The organism is Arthrobacter sp. SE2 (assembly GCF_058244265.1).
In genome coordinates this window covers 23,725-40,198 of record NZ_JBZAYA010000018.1, presented here as the reverse complement: position 1 = coordinate 40,198, position 16,474 = coordinate 23,725, and the positions used below count along the sequence as shown (strand labels likewise).

Annotated in this window: 25 protein-coding genes; 1 reads left to right on the top strand and 24 read right to left on the bottom strand. The window is 57.1% G+C overall.

Annotated elements, in window-relative coordinates; all coding sequences use genetic code 11:
- Nucleotides 1–187: 187 nt before the first annotated feature.
- The 9 genes from AC4CS3_RS19675 to AC4CS3_RS19635 form a co-directional block, all read right to left on the bottom strand.
- On the bottom strand, nt 188–796 hold the full coding sequence (locus AC4CS3_RS19675; RefSeq protein ID WP_490784843.1) for a hypothetical protein: 609 nt from the start codon (nt 794–796) through the stop codon (nt 188–190).
- Nucleotides 797–870: 74 nt separating this feature from the next.
- Complete coding sequence (locus tag AC4CS3_RS19670; RefSeq protein WP_490784842.1) at nt 871–1,290, bottom strand: PDDEXK family nuclease; 420 nt, start codon at nt 1,288–1,290, stop codon at nt 871–873.
- A 70-nt stretch (nt 1,291–1,360) separates the two neighbouring features.
- Complete coding sequence (locus AC4CS3_RS19665) at nt 1,361–1,501, bottom strand: hypothetical protein (protein WP_490784841.1); 141 nt, start codon at nt 1,499–1,501, stop codon at nt 1,361–1,363.
- Entirely contained in the window at nt 1,501–1,659 is a 159-nt protein-coding gene (locus AC4CS3_RS19660) for a hypothetical protein (RefSeq protein WP_490784840.1), read from the bottom strand. The genes AC4CS3_RS19665 and AC4CS3_RS19660 overlap by 1 nt, the downstream gene beginning before the upstream one ends.
- 14 nt (nt 1,660–1,673) lie before the next feature.
- Nucleotides 1,674–2,654 (bottom strand): DUF932 domain-containing protein, encoded by a 981-nt coding sequence (locus AC4CS3_RS19655; protein ID WP_490784839.1) that lies wholly within the window; start codon nt 2,652–2,654, stop codon nt 1,674–1,676.
- A 62-nt stretch (nt 2,655–2,716) separates the two neighbouring features.
- On the bottom strand, nt 2,717–2,926 hold the full coding sequence (locus AC4CS3_RS19650; protein WP_490784838.1) for a hypothetical protein: 210 nt from the start codon (nt 2,924–2,926) through the stop codon (nt 2,717–2,719).
- 175 nt (nt 2,927–3,101) lie between these two features.
- A complete protein-coding gene (locus tag AC4CS3_RS19645; protein WP_490784837.1) occupies nt 3,102–3,344 on the bottom strand; it encodes a hypothetical protein in 243 nt (80 codons plus the stop codon).
- A gap of 13 nt (nt 3,345–3,357) precedes the next feature.
- Nucleotides 3,358–4,020: a phospholipase D-like domain-containing protein gene (locus tag AC4CS3_RS19640; RefSeq protein WP_490784836.1), complete on the bottom strand. Its 663-nt coding sequence runs from the start codon at nt 4,018–4,020 to the stop codon at nt 3,358–3,360.
- Nucleotides 3,969–4,814: a peptidoglycan recognition protein family protein gene (locus AC4CS3_RS19635; RefSeq protein WP_490784835.1), complete on the bottom strand. Its 846-nt coding sequence runs from the start codon at nt 4,812–4,814 to the stop codon at nt 3,969–3,971. Before AC4CS3_RS19635 ends, AC4CS3_RS19640 begins: the two co-directional genes overlap by 52 nt.
- Before the next feature lie 52 nt (nt 4,815–4,866).
- On the opposite strand from AC4CS3_RS19635, the gene AC4CS3_RS19630 reads away from it, so the two are divergent.
- Complete coding sequence (locus AC4CS3_RS19630) at nt 4,867–5,034, top strand: hypothetical protein (protein ID WP_490784834.1); 168 nt, start codon at nt 4,867–4,869, stop codon at nt 5,032–5,034.
- A gap of 36 nt (nt 5,035–5,070) precedes the next feature.
- Here AC4CS3_RS19630 and AC4CS3_RS19625 read toward each other — a convergent pair whose 3' ends face one another.
- From AC4CS3_RS19625 to AC4CS3_RS19555, 15 genes are all read right to left on the bottom strand, one after another.
- A complete protein-coding gene (locus AC4CS3_RS19625; protein ID WP_490784833.1) occupies nt 5,071–5,391 on the bottom strand; it encodes a hypothetical protein in 321 nt (106 codons plus the stop codon).
- A 23-nt stretch (nt 5,392–5,414) separates the two neighbouring features.
- Nucleotides 5,415–6,359 carry a hypothetical protein gene (locus AC4CS3_RS19620; protein ID WP_490784832.1) on the bottom strand — a complete coding sequence of 315 codons (945 nt, stop codon included), beginning with the start codon at nt 6,357–6,359 and terminating at the stop codon, nt 5,415–5,417.
- 121 nt (nt 6,360–6,480) lie between these two features.
- Complete coding sequence (locus AC4CS3_RS19615) at nt 6,481–6,699, bottom strand: hypothetical protein (RefSeq protein ID WP_490784831.1); 219 nt, start codon at nt 6,697–6,699, stop codon at nt 6,481–6,483.
- Between the two features lie 7 nt (nt 6,700–6,706).
- A complete protein-coding gene (locus AC4CS3_RS19610; RefSeq protein ID WP_490784830.1) occupies nt 6,707–7,171 on the bottom strand; it encodes a hypothetical protein in 465 nt (154 codons plus the stop codon).
- A complete protein-coding gene (locus tag AC4CS3_RS19605) occupies nt 7,168–8,226 on the bottom strand; it encodes a phage tail family protein (RefSeq protein ID WP_490784829.1) in 1,059 nt (352 codons plus the stop codon). Before AC4CS3_RS19605 ends, AC4CS3_RS19610 begins: the two co-directional genes overlap by 4 nt.
- Nucleotides 8,223–9,059, bottom strand: coding sequence for a phage distal tail protein (locus AC4CS3_RS19600; protein WP_490784828.1), 837 nt, complete (start codon nt 9,057–9,059; stop codon nt 8,223–8,225). The genes AC4CS3_RS19605 and AC4CS3_RS19600 overlap by 4 nt, the downstream gene beginning before the upstream one ends.
- 19 nt (nt 9,060–9,078) lie before the next feature.
- Nucleotides 9,079–11,382 (bottom strand): tape measure protein, encoded by a 2,304-nt coding sequence (locus AC4CS3_RS19595; RefSeq protein WP_490784827.1) that lies wholly within the window; start codon nt 11,380–11,382, stop codon nt 9,079–9,081.
- 191 nt (nt 11,383–11,573) lie between these two features.
- A complete protein-coding gene (locus AC4CS3_RS19590; protein WP_490784826.1) occupies nt 11,574–11,939 on the bottom strand; it encodes a hypothetical protein in 366 nt (121 codons plus the stop codon).
- A gap of 2 nt (nt 11,940–11,941) precedes the next feature.
- A complete protein-coding gene (locus tag AC4CS3_RS19585; RefSeq protein WP_490784825.1) occupies nt 11,942–13,123 on the bottom strand; it encodes a hypothetical protein in 1,182 nt (393 codons plus the stop codon).
- Between the two features lie 176 nt (nt 13,124–13,299).
- A complete protein-coding gene (locus AC4CS3_RS19580) occupies nt 13,300–13,788 on the bottom strand; it encodes a hypothetical protein (protein WP_490784824.1) in 489 nt (162 codons plus the stop codon).
- On the bottom strand, nt 13,788–14,246 hold the full coding sequence (locus AC4CS3_RS19575; RefSeq protein WP_490784823.1) for a phage virion morphogenesis family protein: 459 nt from the start codon (nt 14,244–14,246) through the stop codon (nt 13,788–13,790). The genes AC4CS3_RS19580 and AC4CS3_RS19575 overlap by 1 nt, the downstream gene beginning before the upstream one ends.
- A complete protein-coding gene (locus tag AC4CS3_RS19570; protein WP_490784822.1) occupies nt 14,247–15,209 on the bottom strand; it encodes a phage protein Gp36 family protein in 963 nt (320 codons plus the stop codon).
- Between the two features lie 196 nt (nt 15,210–15,405).
- Nucleotides 15,406–15,756 carry a hypothetical protein gene (locus AC4CS3_RS19565; protein WP_490784821.1) on the bottom strand — a complete coding sequence of 117 codons (351 nt, stop codon included), beginning with the start codon at nt 15,754–15,756 and terminating at the stop codon, nt 15,406–15,408.
- Between the two features lie 43 nt (nt 15,757–15,799).
- Complete coding sequence (locus tag AC4CS3_RS19560) at nt 15,800–16,084, bottom strand: hypothetical protein (protein ID WP_490784820.1); 285 nt, start codon at nt 16,082–16,084, stop codon at nt 15,800–15,802.
- A 3-nt stretch (nt 16,085–16,087) separates the two neighbouring features.
- Nucleotides 16,088–16,465, bottom strand: a complete 378-nt coding sequence (locus tag AC4CS3_RS19555) for a hypothetical protein (RefSeq protein WP_490784819.1) — start codon at nt 16,463–16,465, stop codon at nt 16,088–16,090.
- Between the last annotated feature and the right edge of the window lie 9 nt (nt 16,466–16,474).

Below are 16,474 nucleotides of genomic sequence, written 5' to 3'. Positions count from 1 at the left end.
CAATCGCAATCCTCTTGAGGCCAGTAACTTGCCTTACAGCGTGAGCAAGATAGCTGGTACTCCCATTGATTGAGAATCCAGATAATCGGAACCCTGTCGTACTGCCCGTCCTCCATGAGTCGCCGGTAGGTAAGGCACATGCAAGTGGTTTCGCCGTCGTACTCGTAATCGCAATGCTCGCAGTGCTTCACGGCCAGAACTCGCGGGGTAAGAGAATCGCCTTCTGCCGGGCAAAGTAGCGACCACCGTTGATGAAGAAGAAAACGCAGGTGTGGCCCCGGGTTTCGGTGGTCAACGCTGGCCGAGCAAGAATCGAGAACATCTCGGAGTGCTTCAGCCAAGCGGCCTCTTCCCCGTTGAGTCCAAAAGAAGCCCGAATCGAGCCATGCCCAAAAGCGTCATGCACCGCTCGAAAGGCATCGTGATCCTTGTCGCTCAGCAAAGGATGGGGATTGCCCGAGGCTTTTGTGGAATAGACCTTCAGCTGACCTTGGTCTAAGTCCGCGAAGAGTTCGGCCGAGCATTTGTATGGGTCTTGATCGACCATCTGAACGTCGTAGCTAAGCGTGCGAGTGAGAAAGTCATACTGCCGGCGAATATCAGCCGCGAACCTCTGATATGAGAGGTTGGCAAAGTAGGTCAGCGTATGGGGTGCTTCGTCGAAGGCTTCGGCAATTCGCTTTCCTGTCGCCGGGTTTATCCGGATCTTCGACCACTCCCGGTGGTGTACATCTAGTCCGCTGTCTTCGGTGTAAGCAACCGATGCTTCGTATAGTGAGTTATCCATACTCAACATTGCCGTGCCGCGGGCAAAATCGTCAGTTCAACATTTGGGTACAATCGAGTGCGAAAATGGATCAGGAATTGGCGCTAATCCTGGTCAGATTCTGGCTGTAGTTTGCCGCTCAAATAGTCGTCGATCAGCTGTAGGCAGTCGGGAGCTCCGATGCCGAACACCGCGTACCAACCGCGGACGGCCAACTCCCCCAGGTACTTGATCTGCTCACCGACATGAGGCGTGACAGGGCTCTTGTCGCGTTTGTAGATGGGCTCACCGTCGCGCTTCACCTCAATGGCGAGGCCCGCGAAACTGCCGCGCGGTTCGTAAATCACGACATCGGGATGCCCGCGCCGGCCGTTTAAGCCAATCTGCTTGCGCGCCTGGCCCATCGTCATGTGAAGTCCTGAGCCGAAGTCCACGTGATAGAGCGCGTTCGGCCAGAAGGTCTGTAGATGGCTAGCGATCTGCCGCATGACTGCTTCTTCGGACTCAACATGCAACTTTGCCATGGTGAAAATCTCTTATGATTTCAATTTAACACAAAGTAAAACCCCCATTTATAGCCTGGGGGCAAGGCGTTCAAAACAATTTCTCAGGATTTTCCCCCGTGTATTTGGCAAGGGAGTCCTGGTAAACGGCAACCGTTTCGGAGTCACCGCGTGCGGTGTACTTCTCGATGAGGTTGCGGAGGCCGCTGATCATGACCTCGTGGTCAGCCATCAGGCCGACTCGTGCTCAGTGCAGTTGGGACGGCCGCACCGTGGGCAGAAGCCCTGCTCAATCTCACGTTGCAGCAGGTAGAGCTCGAAAGCTTCTCGCTTGGCCAGGTACTGCTTCTTGCGCGGAGAAATCCAGGTGTCTTTCTCGGTTTCAGACATTGCTCTCACCCCCTTTAGGCGAGGTAGGTGAATGCCTTGTCGGCCGCGACTTTCGCTCGGCCAAACAGCACATTCAGGGTTCGCTTCTCTTCGATGGAGGCAGAGCCCTCGTTGTAACGAGTGCCCCAGTCTGCGTACTCCGTGACGGCGTTAAACGCGCCGTACTTGGTGTAGCGCAGGCCGTCGTCGATGGTGGGTGAGCTCTCCAGCAGCCCGATCATGGCGTACTGCTCCCGTGAGAACGGGGCAGATTCCTTGGCGGTCTTTGGGAAGAGCTTTTGCACCATCTGCTCGAACTGCCGCTTGGTGAAGTCCTGGTCGAGCAGGGCGTTCATCTGCTTCTCAAACTCATCGGCGTATTGCCAGGTGAGGTTGAGTGTTCGGCGAGCCTCGTCAATCGAGGTGAGCGCCGAAGCGGTGTGCTTGACGCTCCAGGACTGCACGGCGGCTTTGAGGCCAGCGTTGAGCGTGTTCATGCAGACTTCCCGAATGGGGGTCGCATGGACGCCGAAGCGCAGGCTGCCATCGTGCGAGTTCACAAATCCCAGGTAGAGATTCACCGGATCGCTGCCGCCAATCTTGATGTCGCGGGGTACGCGGGCCATCAAGGTGTTGACGCGGCCTCCAGCCAGGCTCATCGCCGTCTCAAACAGAATGGGCGGCTCGCCGTCTGATTGCTCGAATTCCTTTTGGGTGACGTCGAGCAGACTGAAGGCGAAGTCGACAAGCTGGTGAGGCTGAATCGGCTGGTAGCTACCGCCCATAATGGACAGCAGCGTATTGTCGCTGAGTCGGACGATGCCCTTCTTGTCGAGGGCCATCAGTCGTTGACCGTTGGGCAGGGGCACCTCTACAGGCAACTCCCCCACTTCCCAGTCCAGGCCGGCGGCTTCGAGCAGTTCTTGCTTGCTCTTGGGGTACTCGGGCAGGACATTGCCGAGGCCATGCCACGGTATTTCTCGCACTGACATCATGTTTTCCACTTCGTGGGCCATGATCGTTCCTATCTGTTTTTGGGCGCACGAAAGCGCCAGGTGAGGGTTTTGGTTTGGTGGGACTACCAGCCGGAGCGGATTGTCTTCTCCCATTGCTGCGGGAGTACTCCCCCGCGATCGAGCCAGGAGTCGAGCCCCGTGAACAGGTCGACGATGCGCGAGAGGTTCTCTTCGCTACCGCCCTCTATGGGGGCGTCCAGGCTTCCATCCAGGGCCATTTGAGCCATCTGGATGCGCATACGGAGTTCTTTGAGTGCTTCAGTTGGGTCCATTTGTTTGCTCCAATTTTTAAAGGGCGACTTGCTCCCTTTTTATGAGCCGTTTTGGACATAAGTGCAACGGGCAATAAAAAAGCCCCAACTGTTTTGGTTGGGGCTTTCGAGCCATGGACCCCTTCGGGTCGACGCTCATACCTGCATTTTCACTGAACTCCGAATTGAGTATCTACTATTTCGTGATACTTGGGAAGTTGGGAACGTCCTTGCGGAGATAGTTCCAGATGAAAGCGGCCACTCCGGCCGGAATACCGACCGCCAAAGCAACGCTAAGCGCATTACTAGATAGGTAATTGACAGTCGCGGCTGGTACGCCGGGAACCGCCCATATGGTGGTTACCAAACCGACAAGGACACCCAAGATCGCTTGTATGGCAGTACGAATGGCTCTTACGAACGCTGAATCATTGTTCATTACGAAATCCTATTTATGCTCTTACTTTAACATCGTTCATTTGAGCTTTTGCGATTTGGTGCTCAGCGTCTAACTGCACCTTGAACCGCATGAGTCCCACGGGATTAGTCGAGACCACCATAGTGTTGTTCTGGGCCTTGAATCCTGCTGGATTCTTCACATCGGCCTTCAGGCTGATGCCCTGGCCCTCACCGGAGCCTGACAGATTCGTACTGCCTTCGCACCAAACCCCTTGACCCAAGAAGACGAAGCCTTTTGTGTGGCTGATCTGATGTGTGGCCGACTGCCCGATGGCAAACGAGTTGGCGAAGTCCGCCGGATCTTGCTGACGATCGGCTGCGACGATCTTTGTCTCATGCACGCCCCCGGCCTGAGACTTGTCGAGAGTGATCTGTACGCGGACGCTCGGCACCTTAAACAGATCGAGAATCGCCTGGTTGATCTCTTCGTCGTCGTAGCCAAAGGCGTTGCCGTCGAGGCCTAGCGTCTCGCCCTTGATGAGTTCCATCAGGATGCCATGCACGTCATCGCGGCCAACCAGGAAGAGATAGTGCTGCCCGTATCCAGGCGTGAGCCGCCCTTCCGGCGTGTACTTTCCTAGGAGGGCTAACCGTGGATCATCCACTACTTCAGCCCAAGCAACGCCTTCAGCGCCGTTACGAATACTGACAGCCATCCAGCTTGCGTTGTGGGCTGCGTAGGGGTCGCAGGAACGACGATAGGGGTGCAAGGCGACAAATTGGCCGGGTCGGGAGTTGGAGGCGGTGTAGTGGGCGCTACGGGCGTCGAAACTACAGTTGCGCCAGGCGGAGTTGGTTCAGTAACCCTGACTGGTACGGAAACAGCCGGAGGGACTGGAGTGGAAACTGGCTGCGGAGCAAAGCCTGGCTGCTGGCTCGGCCAGTCATATCCCGTATTGGCTGGGAAGATCAGGGCCGATGGCTCGTCATGGATCGCGTAGATATAGGGGCGCTCGTTGGCGCCGCAGCAGGCCGTAGGGCTGAAGTCGGCGTGCGGACGCACTTCGGGCCAGGTTGCTGGGAACTCTGGATGATTTTCGCAAAGGTCTTTGTTGAGCTGGAATAGCGCTTCACATTGCTCCAGTGTCGGTTCTTGAGTCTCGAAGTTTCCGTCAAGGCAGACGGCCAGGGTGGTCTCGTTATCGGCCGAGCCCACACAATACAGCCAGGTCGTGAGCGGCCTGATCTTGAAAATTTGGCCAGTGTTGTCGATCTTGTAGTGATACTGAAGACCAGGTCCAAGGCGCTCGTAGTGCCCCTTAGCTTCAGCGTGGTAGCGCGCCACGGAGTCGTAATCGTGCGGTCGATCAGTCGCGTCGTGATGGACGCTGATGCTCTTGATATTGCCGATTGGGCGCGGGTGCTGCCCGTTGTCGTATACGGCGGGTACGGGGTTGAGATAACTGTCTCCAGTGAGATCAATGATTTGACCGATGTAGTCCTTCGACATTCATGGGGTCTCCTGATTATGGTTTAGGACGATTGTTGAATGAGATGCGCTTATGGATTTCCTCAAAGCCCTTATCGACCCTGGCAATAATGGCCGCCTGTTGGTTCATGATGGCGGAGTGCGCGTCGCCTTGGAGTCGCTGCACACGAAGTATCTCGTTGATGAGGTCTTCTTGGTCTTTCTTACGACGACGGCCGAACACGGCTTTATCCTCTTATGATTTCAGTATGTAGCTTGCGCTAGGAATTACAAGAGTCTATTTATGCAGGCTAAACCAAGTAACGATGGCCATACTTGCGCTGGCAATGAGAGTAACTAGCGAGCTAATGGTGGCTGCCAGGCGTACCAATGCCCGTTTCTCAGCGCCAGCAGTGGATTGAGCCGTTACGAGTAAGTCAAGCTGTTTCGCCGAACCAATGGGATCTACCTGATCGTGAATCTTCTCAATAGACCGGATGCGGAGCTCATGATCAGCCATTCTGTCGCCCAGCATCGTGCTTGAGGCTTTGACTTCATTGACGAGGCCGTCGACCTTCGTTTCGACACGGATGAGAGTGTCGTGATCTGTCTGCTGCATTTTGTCGGAGTCTGTTGGCATGGCTACGTACTCAGCACAACGAGAAATGCCTGATCTGGAATGGCTGCACTATATGCGGTAATTGTTCCAGCTCCCGAGTCTCTTTGCAGTGTGACTTTGTAGGTATGCGATCCAGCTGTAGGGGCCGGGACACGACAGAAGGCATCAGTTCCATTGCCACCAACCGTGCTGGCAAGCCATTGATATTTACCGCCCAAGACCGTTGAACCCTCTTTGAACCGAATGTGAGCTCGTTGTCCGTTTGTATCAGTTGCAATCTCCGGGAAGTGGGCCCATAGCATGAGATCGCGCCCTCCAGCAGGTTGTGTAATTGTCTGCGACATGCCTGTGACGTCGACCTCTGCCGTAATCCCCGGTTGAGCGGTAATGATGTCCGCCGTGCCGCCCAGCTTTATCGCGCCAGTCGTTAGGTTGCTCGCGCCCACCGCAGCGGCCGCCAACATCGCGTTCGACACGCTGCCCGTATCCGTTGTCGTCACCAACGTCCCATCAGCCTGGTTCGGCACGAGATGCCCCTTGGTGTTGTTCGATCCCCCATACAGGTACGGCACGGACAGCGCGGACGGAATACGCGTATCGGTGATGTTCGCGTTGACGATCGATGCAGCGGCCGCGGCGACCGTGACAGTCGCAAGCGTGACATATGGATTGCCGGCGCCGACACTGGACTGAATGGCAGCGGCATTCGGCGCCACCGGGCTGCCGGCAGGCGTTCCAGTCACCACCTTGATCTTGAAGGCGCCCGTGTTGTTCGTGACCGCCGACGAGATGAGCGAGAGGTCGACGTAGGCGGCTACGACGTCGATGCGGGGGTTGGTCGGATCAGAAGCAGCAACGGCGGAGTTGATAGCGGCATCGGTCCAGCCGAAGTACGGCACGTTGGCCGAGGTTGCCATCAGGGCGCCGGCGTAGGTCAGGCCCGTGGCAAGGTTCGCGTCGACACTCATATTGGCGCCGGCGGCTCGCTGCGTGATCGCGAGTCCCTGGGAGTAGCCCGGCCGGAACATCAATAGGAGCGGCTTTAGGAAGCCCTCTTGATCAATCTTTCCGCCACCAGCGACAAATGTACTAATCTTGTTTTTCTCCGGTTATACCGTGTTCTTTTTTCACTGTAGCAAAATCAAGTTTGCCTGTCTTTAGTTTTTTGTGGAGCTGCGCCCATTCCGCATCATCCGCCGATATCTCTGCCGTTGCAGACGCCTGGAATGGCATTACGCTCACGCCTGCCGGCTGGTGTACAAGGGCTGGGCCATTTGGTGTTTCTACAATGAGTCTTTTATCTGGCATATGCCTCCTAGGAAAGTGTTAGTCCCTGGCTGGGATAGATGATGGCAAAGTGCATGTAGATGGTGATCGGCGCGGCGCTGGTATTAGCGATACGGAATGAGTAGCTCTTATTGCCCAAGCCCAGCTCATCGCTGTACGCCAGATCCAGGAAGTGACTAACGTCGAGCTGGTTCGGATTGATGCTGGCGCCCCAAGGCCAGGCGTAGGCAGGATTCAGATCGTTGTTGATGTAGAACGTCATCTTGACCTCAGAGAGATAGAGTTTTTTGACGGAGGCGTAGACGTTGAACACCAGCCCGCCAACGACTCCCGCAGCATAAACCGACGTGTAGCTTCCCTGAGATGACGGCAGAATCGGCAGGCTATCCGCCCCGACCAATTGCTTGTTCTTGAGATCGCGAATTGCCCGCTCGGCTGCTGGTAGTCGTCTAGCCAGTTCCGTTTGAGCGGTTTGTGTAGTGCGATTGATCACCGGCCAAATTCCACGGTTATGTCCTCGTTGTCGTTATCATCAATCACAATCTCTCGCGATTCAACCCTGAATAGACCAGTGATCTGAGTGTCAGGATCGTCTGTTTCGCGAACGCCCACATAGTCACCGACGCTGTAGTCCGTTACTGATGGCCCACGGCTGCCGTCGTACTTGATCTTGGGAATTTCGAAGGTACGTGCCCAGGCGGCGAGGTAACTCAGGCCGTAGTCGTTGAGCGTGCCGCTATCGAGGATGTCGCTCAGGATGATGGGCTTCTCCCGGACCTTATAGTCGATTTGAGCGTTGCTGTCGCCCAGATTCAGCTGCAGGAGCGCCGCTTGCCCGATGCCCGAGCCCAGGAGATAGAGCAGATTGGCCAGGCCCGTAGCATCTCGGTCGGTCGTCAATTCCTTGCAGTTGCCCGGGTACTCAAACACGACATCGGGCCGCTTCGTGCCCAGCGCCGAGTAGACGTTGAAGGTCTTGTCCGGCATGAACTTCACGTCGAAGGCGGTCTGCAGCTTGGTGAGCTCCTGGATGGCGTCTTTGAGCTTCACGTTTTGATACTGCCGGTTGTAGACGCCGAGCGCCGACGGAGTGACGCCCTGGCGGACGCCAAAGTCCCAGTTGGCTCCCTGTGATTGCGATTCGTTGATCAGCGTCCAAGGGATGAGGGTGCGCTCGACGTTGGTGAAGGTACGGAGTGCCGCCGTGTAGCGATCGGTGAAGAGATCGAAGAAGCCGCGGGCGCTGATGTTGAGCACTTCCTGCTGCGAGTTGCGGACCTTCTGCGAATGAACGATCGTGCCCCCGCCCAGGTAGTCGGCGCCCTTCTTGACGCGCACTTCTGTGATGCCGTCCTGGATGAGCTGATTCGGCGTGGTGTTGATCAACTTGCAGTAGCGCTTGAGTTCGTTCAGATCGAGGTTCCAGCTGATGTCGTCTGACTCGTTGCGGATCTCTTTGATGCGCCGGCCCTTCGCTCGCCCGGACAGATCGGCCAGCTGCACGCCGCCTGGCGTCCACAGCTCGATGCCCCAGTTCGATGGCCTCATACGCTCAGGCTCGCTGGGTAGGCCGTCACCTCCATGGTGCCGGTGTCGCCGGACGACGTCGTGCCGAAGAGAATTGTGTTCGATGCCGGCGGCAGGGAGAACCAGGAGCGCTCGGCAGCGTCGCGGTAGGTCAGCAGATTGGTCACGCCGTTGAGCATGATCGTCTTGTTCTTCATGTCGATCACGATGACGTCCGTGACGTTGGTGGTCGTGTAGTTGAGCTTCAGCGCCGCTCCGCGCTCGACTGAATAGATGCGTGGGTTGGTAAGGGCACCGCGCAGGTAGACGAGCGGCCAGGTGTCCATCGTGCCGGCATTGTTGAGTGTCCCGCTGCCGCCCGTCCCGGCCCCGAAGGTGATCGGGAAGGTGGCAGGAAACGTGAAGCCACCGCCGCTCGCAATACTGATCTGTCCCGTGGTCTGGAGGCTTGAACCGTAGAGCGCCGGATCAGGACAAATGAAGCTGATCTGGAACGGAGCCGATGTTGGCAATGGACCCGAACAGCGGAAGGGCGGCTTGATGTAGCCCGTCACGCTGTACGTCGCTCCGTCTAAGGTCGAGAAGGTCAGCGGAACGCCCGATACCAGCCCTGAGCTGTCGTGACGCACTCTGCAGGCGTAGGACAGCGCACGGCGGGCTGCCAAGTAAGTGGGAACGTCGGTGCCGGTCACCGTTCCAATCAACGTGATGGTGCGTGAGCCGTATTGCTCGGCGCTTACTACCGCGCCGGTCTCCCCCGGTTTGTCGTAAGACGAGAGGCGAATGTCAGGCGAGTCTAGGCCAGGGCTATCCGTCAAAATGAAGTTCGACTGGCTGCCGCCGTGGATCTGCAAGGTGTCGATGAATAAGGTACTAAGCAACTCTCAGGCCCCACATGATTTCATCTGTCACCCCACTCACGTCGACCTGGTTGTAGTTGTGGTTGGTGATGTTGAAGGTGGGGCCGGCAGCAGGGGCAGATTGGCCGTAGGAGACGCTGTTGGCATTGCCGCCGAAGCGTTCACCTGGAGGGGTCACGACCTCGCCGCCGTGAACGACGGCCAGCACCGGCGAGCCCACCGGACCGGGCACGGTGCCCCCCGTAGCGAAGCGCGGAAGCGCACCGGCTGGGGAAAGCAATCCTTTGGAAAAATCGCCAACTTTCAGGAGGGCCTCGCCAATCGGCGCCAGTTTGCTTTCAAGCTTGCCAACGAAGGTGTTCCAGCCATTCCCAAATGAGTTGCTGAAGGCTGATGCCATAGCAGCACCCATCTGGTTGCCGGCACTCGTGAACGTGCCGTCATTGCCGAGTCCAGCTGCTGCGTTCTTCCACTGCTGGGCTACGCCGATACTCGTGTCCTGGGCATTCTTGATCAGGTCGCCTTTTTGCTTGTCGAACTGGAGCAACTGGTCCGCGTGGCTTTGCTTGAGCTTCTGAATTTCGTCCAGGGCATCAGCCGCCCGAATACCCTTCAGATCATCGGCGTGCTTCTGCATGAAAGCGTTCTCGGCAGCCAGCTGATCTTGAAGTTTGGTGAGCTTGTCGTCGCTGGCTTCCTTGGCGTTCTGGGAGTCCTTGGTATAGGTCGCGAGTTTCGCTGCCGTGCTGCGGTCGTAGTCGTCGTTCTCTTTCTTCAGCCGATCCTGGAGATCAGCAAGCGTGCGCTGGTTCGCAAAGCGCCCGCGGGTCATCTCGTCGTCGATCTGGTCGTTGATCGCCTTCACGCGCTCTTCATGAGCCGCCAGCTGATCAGCCTGGCTCGACTTGAAATCCGCCGTCTTCTGGTCCTGGGCTTTGGCGAAGTCCGTTTTTTCGGTGTTGATCTGGTCCGTCAGGGAGGCAATCTTGTCCTGGTGGGTCTTCACGATATTTGCCAGGGAATCGTTGAAGTCCCGGTTGGCTTTCAAGACGTTGTCGCTGATGTCGTGGAGCTTGTCCGCCAGATCGGAGGCTGCCTTGCCAGCTTTACCCATGCCACTGTCGGCGGCGTTGCCGATATCCAGCGAGCCGGCCTGCACGGCCTTGACCGTGTTACCCATGCCGGTCTGCACGTTGCCGAAGCCCTTGAGCATGTCCATCAGAGAGCTGCCGACAAACCAGGCGATCACGCCGGCCAGGGCATAGAGCGCCCAGACAAGCGGGCCGGCTGCCAGAGCTGCCCCCACGAGTGCCGCACCCATGCTGATGACGTTCACTACGAACTGAGGGATGTTGACGATGAGCATCGCCATGCCGAATGAGATCAGGACGGGGATGATTTCTTTGAGATTGGCCGACACAAACGTCAGGGCAGTGAAGAGCATCGGTAGGACGTTTCCCGCGATAAAGCTGACGGTCTGGCCGAGCTGCGCCATAGCGGTCTGCACGTCAGGATCTCGCAGCCGCTTAGCCAGCGTGGCAACTGCATTAGAAAGCTGATCAAACAAGCCACCGGCCTGTACAACGAATCCTTTGATCGGATCAATGTTGATACCCAGGATGGCGAACGCGACACTTCTCAGCGATCCCTGGAGGGCCGAGAGGCGCGTAGGCAGGGTGTTTGCCATTTCCTTCAGGGCGTCCGGCGGGGCGATGTGCTGCATGGCCGCATCGAAGACTGAGGCGCTCAGTGCCCCGTTGAGCATGGCTTGCTGTATGTCGGTCATGCTCTTGCCGGTAACGGTCGCCATGGCCTGCATGATTGGCACGCCGTCGCGAACGAGCTCCTGCACGTTGTACATCTGCACTTTGCCGGCGGCATTCACTTCGCCGTAGATGGCCGCTAGGTGCTGGTAGTCGGCGCCCGTTACAGCCACAACGTTGCCGAGCATCTGGACGGTCGGCAGGAGGTTCTGCACCGTGGTGCCGTACTGCAAGAGCGTCTTGGCCGCGTTGGCTACATCGGGGAATGAGAACGGCGTACCGCGGGAGTAGTTGTAGAGATCCCCCATGGCTTTGTTGGCTTGGTCGGTATTGCCGATCAGGAGCTTCATGTTGGTGGAGGTGGTCTGCAGCGCCGCCGCTGACCCCATACCGAAGTCGAAGAAGCGGCGCGTCAGCTCCTCGACTGCCACCAGCCCGGCAAGCTTCTTGAGCTCCTCGCCCAGGCTTTGTACCTGGCCCTGCGCGCTTGATATGGCAGAAGCCGCATCATTTTGCCCGGAGATAACAATTTTTACTTCAGGATTTGATGCCACTTACTTCTTGTTTAACTCATTATCTACGTTCATCTTAATCTCAATAATGCGAATAAACCACTGGGGTTGGTCGAGGTATTGATCGAGCGTCCAACCGAATTGCTCGCATATTCCGACAATGCCAAAGGCGCCGGGAAGTGAAACATCCTCAGCGCCTTTGCGGAGCCGCATATAAGCGGCGGAGAGCTCGATTAGCCTTTTGGGTCAGTGAGAGCATCCTTGATCAAGTCGACCTGCTCTTTGACGAAGTCGTAGTCCTGCTCGGGCAGGTCCAGGATCGCGTCAAGTACGTTATCGGTCTTGCCATCGACACTGATGACCATGTTCTCGAACGCGACGTTGGTAGCTCGTGTGATCGTGGCGCCGTTGACCATCGGCGCTGTGGTGGCGCTATCGCTCATCTCGACGTTGGTTGCCTCTAGGTAGACGTTGGCGAGGGCCTGCTTGATGCGGCCGTTGATGTAGCCGCGCAGGACAACAACCTTCTTGGTCAGTGGCGTGGTGACCTCGACGGTCTCGCGCAGCTCGAATTCTTGAGGGGTGTTGGTAGTGCTCATTTCTAGGTGGCCGGGATGTTATTGATGACTGTCACGCCCCAGGCTTGAGCATCGGTGTTGTCGTAGTCGGGCATGTATTCGAGGGCGTAGTACTCCCACTGGCCGACCTTCAAATCCGGACCGTCGCCACCCTTCTTGATCTTAAGGTTGTTACAGGTGATGCGCAGCTCGTAGGTCGTTCCGTTTGAGGCGGCGGCGTAGCAGCGGATGACGAGTGCCACCTTCTTGATGCCGGTAAAGTTCTTGGCCTCATCTGGACCGTTGAAGATCTTGCTGATCTTCAGAGCAATATCACCGCGGCCACGGAGCAAAGCTGCAGGATCGAGGGCGCCGGAGCGCTTCTCACCCTTGTCATCCTTGAACTTGTGGTCGAAGTCCCAGGTAGAGCCTTGCTCGACCGGAGTATGAGTAGCTGACAGGGCCGCGGCAGCGGTAGCACCGAAGCAGAATTGTGTGCGAGCCCAGCTAAAGGGAGTTGCGTACAAAGCAGGGAGGCTCGAAGTAGCAGGCCGCAGCACGAGCATGTCGCCAGACGCGAAAGCGGCGGCACTGGCGTTGAGGACGACGGTGGTCGCGGTAACACTGACAACCGTGAAGGGGTTCAGCGAGCCATCTGCAGCCTTCCAGATGTTCACCAGGTCGCCAGTTACCAGCCCGGTCGTCGGCGAGGTGTCGTAATCGGTCTTGAGCGTCAGTGTGGTGGTGGCGATACTGGCAATTTCACGACCTTGGAAGCAGCCCAGGGCGCTGATGGTTACCTTGTGCTGCATCTCGTTCTTGGCAAAGACGGGAGAAATTTTCGAGGCCTGCACGCCCCAGTAACGAGCGACCGTCACGCCGTTGGAGATATCGAGGGTGTAGGAATTCGGATCGGTGAATCCCAGGGTGAACGGCCACGTGTACGGACCAGTGCCGGTGACTGAACCGCGGGTGAGCAGCATGTCGAAGAGCTGAGCCGTGGTGTTGGGCTCAGCCATGACAGTTATCGAGCCGCCATGATCACGCTGACCTTGTAAGGACTGCAAGCGAGCGAACTTCAAGCCAACAATGGCGGTGTCTTCATCTAGGTTGAGGTTGCTGGACAGGCTCTCGTCGTACAGCGGCACGAAGGTGTCCGGAACAATGGGCGTTGTGGGGCTTATTTGCTTCTTAAGAGCCGCATATCCTTGATCGCTAAGAGCCACTGGTGATGTCCTTGGTTACTTTAATGAGCCTGGGATTCTCTATGCGAGCGGACGACGTTATGAATTCATCCGGCTGGAGCACTCCAATTCCTACAAGAATCAAAACCTCCTTCGACTGATTTTGATACTTGTAAAACGTTTTCATAATCTCAGTATTTGCTGCTTTATGAATTCGGTCAAGAGCGATTGGGAATGCCTACCAAATAAGCAACGGTAATTGTGAGATGACCTTCTCGGGTAATTACGTCTTTCGGCCGCGGCAGCGATCCGATTTGAAAGTCCATGTCGGTACTGAGGACGGCGCCCTCCAGGCTGAGCTTGGCGCGAAGCGCGCCCTTGATGCTCTGCGGCAGGTAATAGCCGGTCGCAGCATCTCGACCTTCTACGTACTCCCTGATTCGCTTTTGCGTTAGATCCTGGTCCTCCGAAGCGCCCCAGTCGTCCTTCTCGTTGAGGATGACCTTGATGACAATCTGTTCGGGGTCGACGCGGTCAGTGCCGGTGGGGCCACTTGAGTTCTTGTTGCCCAGGAACTCAACGGCGATGGCCGGCAGGTTCGATTCAGCAATCAATACGGGATCGCCGTCGTAGAACGAAACGAATGGACCGTTGGGATACAGGTCTTTGAGGAACCGGAGGATGCGCTGGGTGGGCGATTCGTACATCAGATCGCCTCCAGCTTGCGCATCACGCCCTTCCGGACAATCTCGCCGATGGCGCGCTGCCGGGCCTCATCGAGTTCCATCATTGCGCGCCTGGGAAGCTTGCGGCGCGGCAGGTCTGACTGGTGGTACTTGAAGTAGTCGACCAGGTTGTAGACGCGCGCTGAGCTGTCCGTATAAGACGATCGGAAGGAACTCTGCATCAGACCCGTGCGCACAAGCATCGGTCGCCCAGGGAATTTCTTAGCCTTCTCGGCTTCGGTAGTCAGACTCAGCCTCGGCCAGGGTAAGCCGATGACTCCGCCCTGGGAAGCGAAGACTTCGCCGGCAAAGAAGTCGCGCAGGTATTGGCCGGTCTCCTGCATGGCGTCAGCCATATGGTCGAGGCTCTCCCCTACCTTGGCCAGGCGAGCGACAGTTTCCTTGTCGCCGGTGATCTCAATCTTGAGGTTGAGGCCCATCTAGAAGCGGTTCCCGAAATCACCCATGTGGAAGATGCGCTCAGTGTCGGCGTCAGAAATGCCGCTGTCGGTCGTCAGGTCGTACAGGTTGCTGGATGCCGAGGGCGTCGATTCAGCCACGGCGGTGCCGGTCACATCGACCACGCTTGTGGCGCCGGTCTGGATCATCGTGAGCTGAGCCCTGGTGTCTTTCACTCTGGCAGCGCCGTCCTTGCTGGAACCATCGTTGAGGGTGCCATACTGGTCGAGAAGTAGCAGGCCGGCGGCGAGATCCACCGTGATGTGATGAATTAACTCAGGTATCGGCTTGGTGAATGGCACCGTGTAGCGGGACACTAGCGCGCCGTTGATCTCAGACTCTGCCGCGCGGCGGTGCAAATCAATCCGGCTATCGCTGAGATTCACGCTCTTTCCGAAACCAGCCTGGTTCCTGATCTCAGATAGTGAGGCGTAATGCGGGAAGTCTGAACCGCGGAAGGCCTCGACGTCGGCCAGGTTCGTGACATCAGCCGCGGCGCTGGAGTTGTAATAGAGCACTTTGTACCAGTAGCCACTGCCACCCGTTGAGTCGACGCGGTACGTCGAAGTCTGGTCTGGATCGATATCAGCCGGTGAGAGGATGGCCGCAAACGCGCTATCGGCCGGCACAGTGCCATCCACATTGGCGGCCCGATAGAAATGCACTTGATCGCCTAGAACGGCTGTAACCGGCTCAAATCGCTTGTGGGCGAAGCCCAGTCCGGCCGCTAGCGTGACGCCGGTCGTTCCGTTGAGCGACTGGATGACCGCCTTCTCGCAACCTTCCTGGGCGAGAGCGCCAACATACAGGAAATCCCCCACCGACAGTCCTTGATTGGACTTGAGAGTGAGGGATGTGGCCGCTGCCGCTGCATCGGCGTCAAGAGCAGCCCGCTCTTTGATATTGGCCGGTGCAAATGAATCAGCTTGTAGGGTAGTGCTCATTGCTCACATAATGCGGCAATGACGATGTAGGAGCAAGAGTTTCATCTTATTGATCTGCCTTATCGTTGGCGGCTTAGCAATCATCTGTGGAGAATTAGTAGCCCTAATGACGTTAGAAGCGACGCATCAATGTTCACACCCAGAACTAAGAAGAGCCCGGAAGGGCTCTCCTATACGTTTGTGTGTCCTGATACGGCTATCCTCGGTCGATCAACAGCACCACGCTGAACGCCCGGTCGGCTGCCTCTGTGCCCGCAGACAACAGAGTGATCGTGTGACCACCTGATAGGGCCAACTGCAGCGGCTGGTTGTTGGCGTCGATGTATGCGCTCGTGAGCGCGTTAGGCGTGAGGCTCGCCTTCGAGTAGATGGTGAAGCCGTCGGCGTCTTTGATGGTGACGGTGTAACTTGCCCCGGTCATGACAGGAGCACTGATCGAGATTCCTCGCAAGAGACCATTCAGTGCCAGAGCGGCCGATACGACGTTAGTTGTCGTATTGAGGATCGTCAGGCTGGTTTTGTAGCGTTGGATTCCGAACTTACTCACGGTTTTGATCTCCTATGACCGGGGCAATACCACGCCCCATTAGTTACTCAGCAGCAGGTGCGCTGTCGCCTTCGCTGGAGCCCTCTGAGGCCCCTTCGGTGGTCGATACGTCTTTGGCGCCATCTTTGGCGGCCTTGGCCTTTGCAGGCGCTTTGGCGGCCTTGGGCGCTTCAGGCTCTTGCACTACGTCAGCTTGCTCGGCTGCTTCTACTGCGCCAGCTTCGACCAACGCCTTAGCCGCGTCATCCTCAGCTTCAAATACTTCGCCAGCCACAAATAGCCGATCGTTGTATTTGACGTTGTTGTTTTCGGTTACTCTGACTTGCATTCTTTATGCCCTCACAAATTCAAGTGTTACGTGCACCTTGCCGCCGGCAGTCGTCTTCAAAGCAGTGAGCTTGTAGTACGAGCCAGCAGCGACAGTGTTGTTGGTCGTCGGAGTGGCCGTGTACTCAGTGTTCAAGGCGTCGCTGGCCGTTGCGGTAAGCACGCCGCCAGTCGAAGAACCGGTTGCGTTGGCACCAGTGATGGTGCCGTTATCCGTGGCTGCCACCGCTTTGGTGACGATGCCGCGGATCTTGGTGATGCGAGCGGGGAAGGGGAAATACACCTTCACCGCCGCTTGCTCACCGGTTTCGAAGCTGCAGCCAGCCGAGATGATTCCCGGCTGACCAGCTACGCGTCCGTATAGTTTTTGAACTAAACCCATGACGCTCCT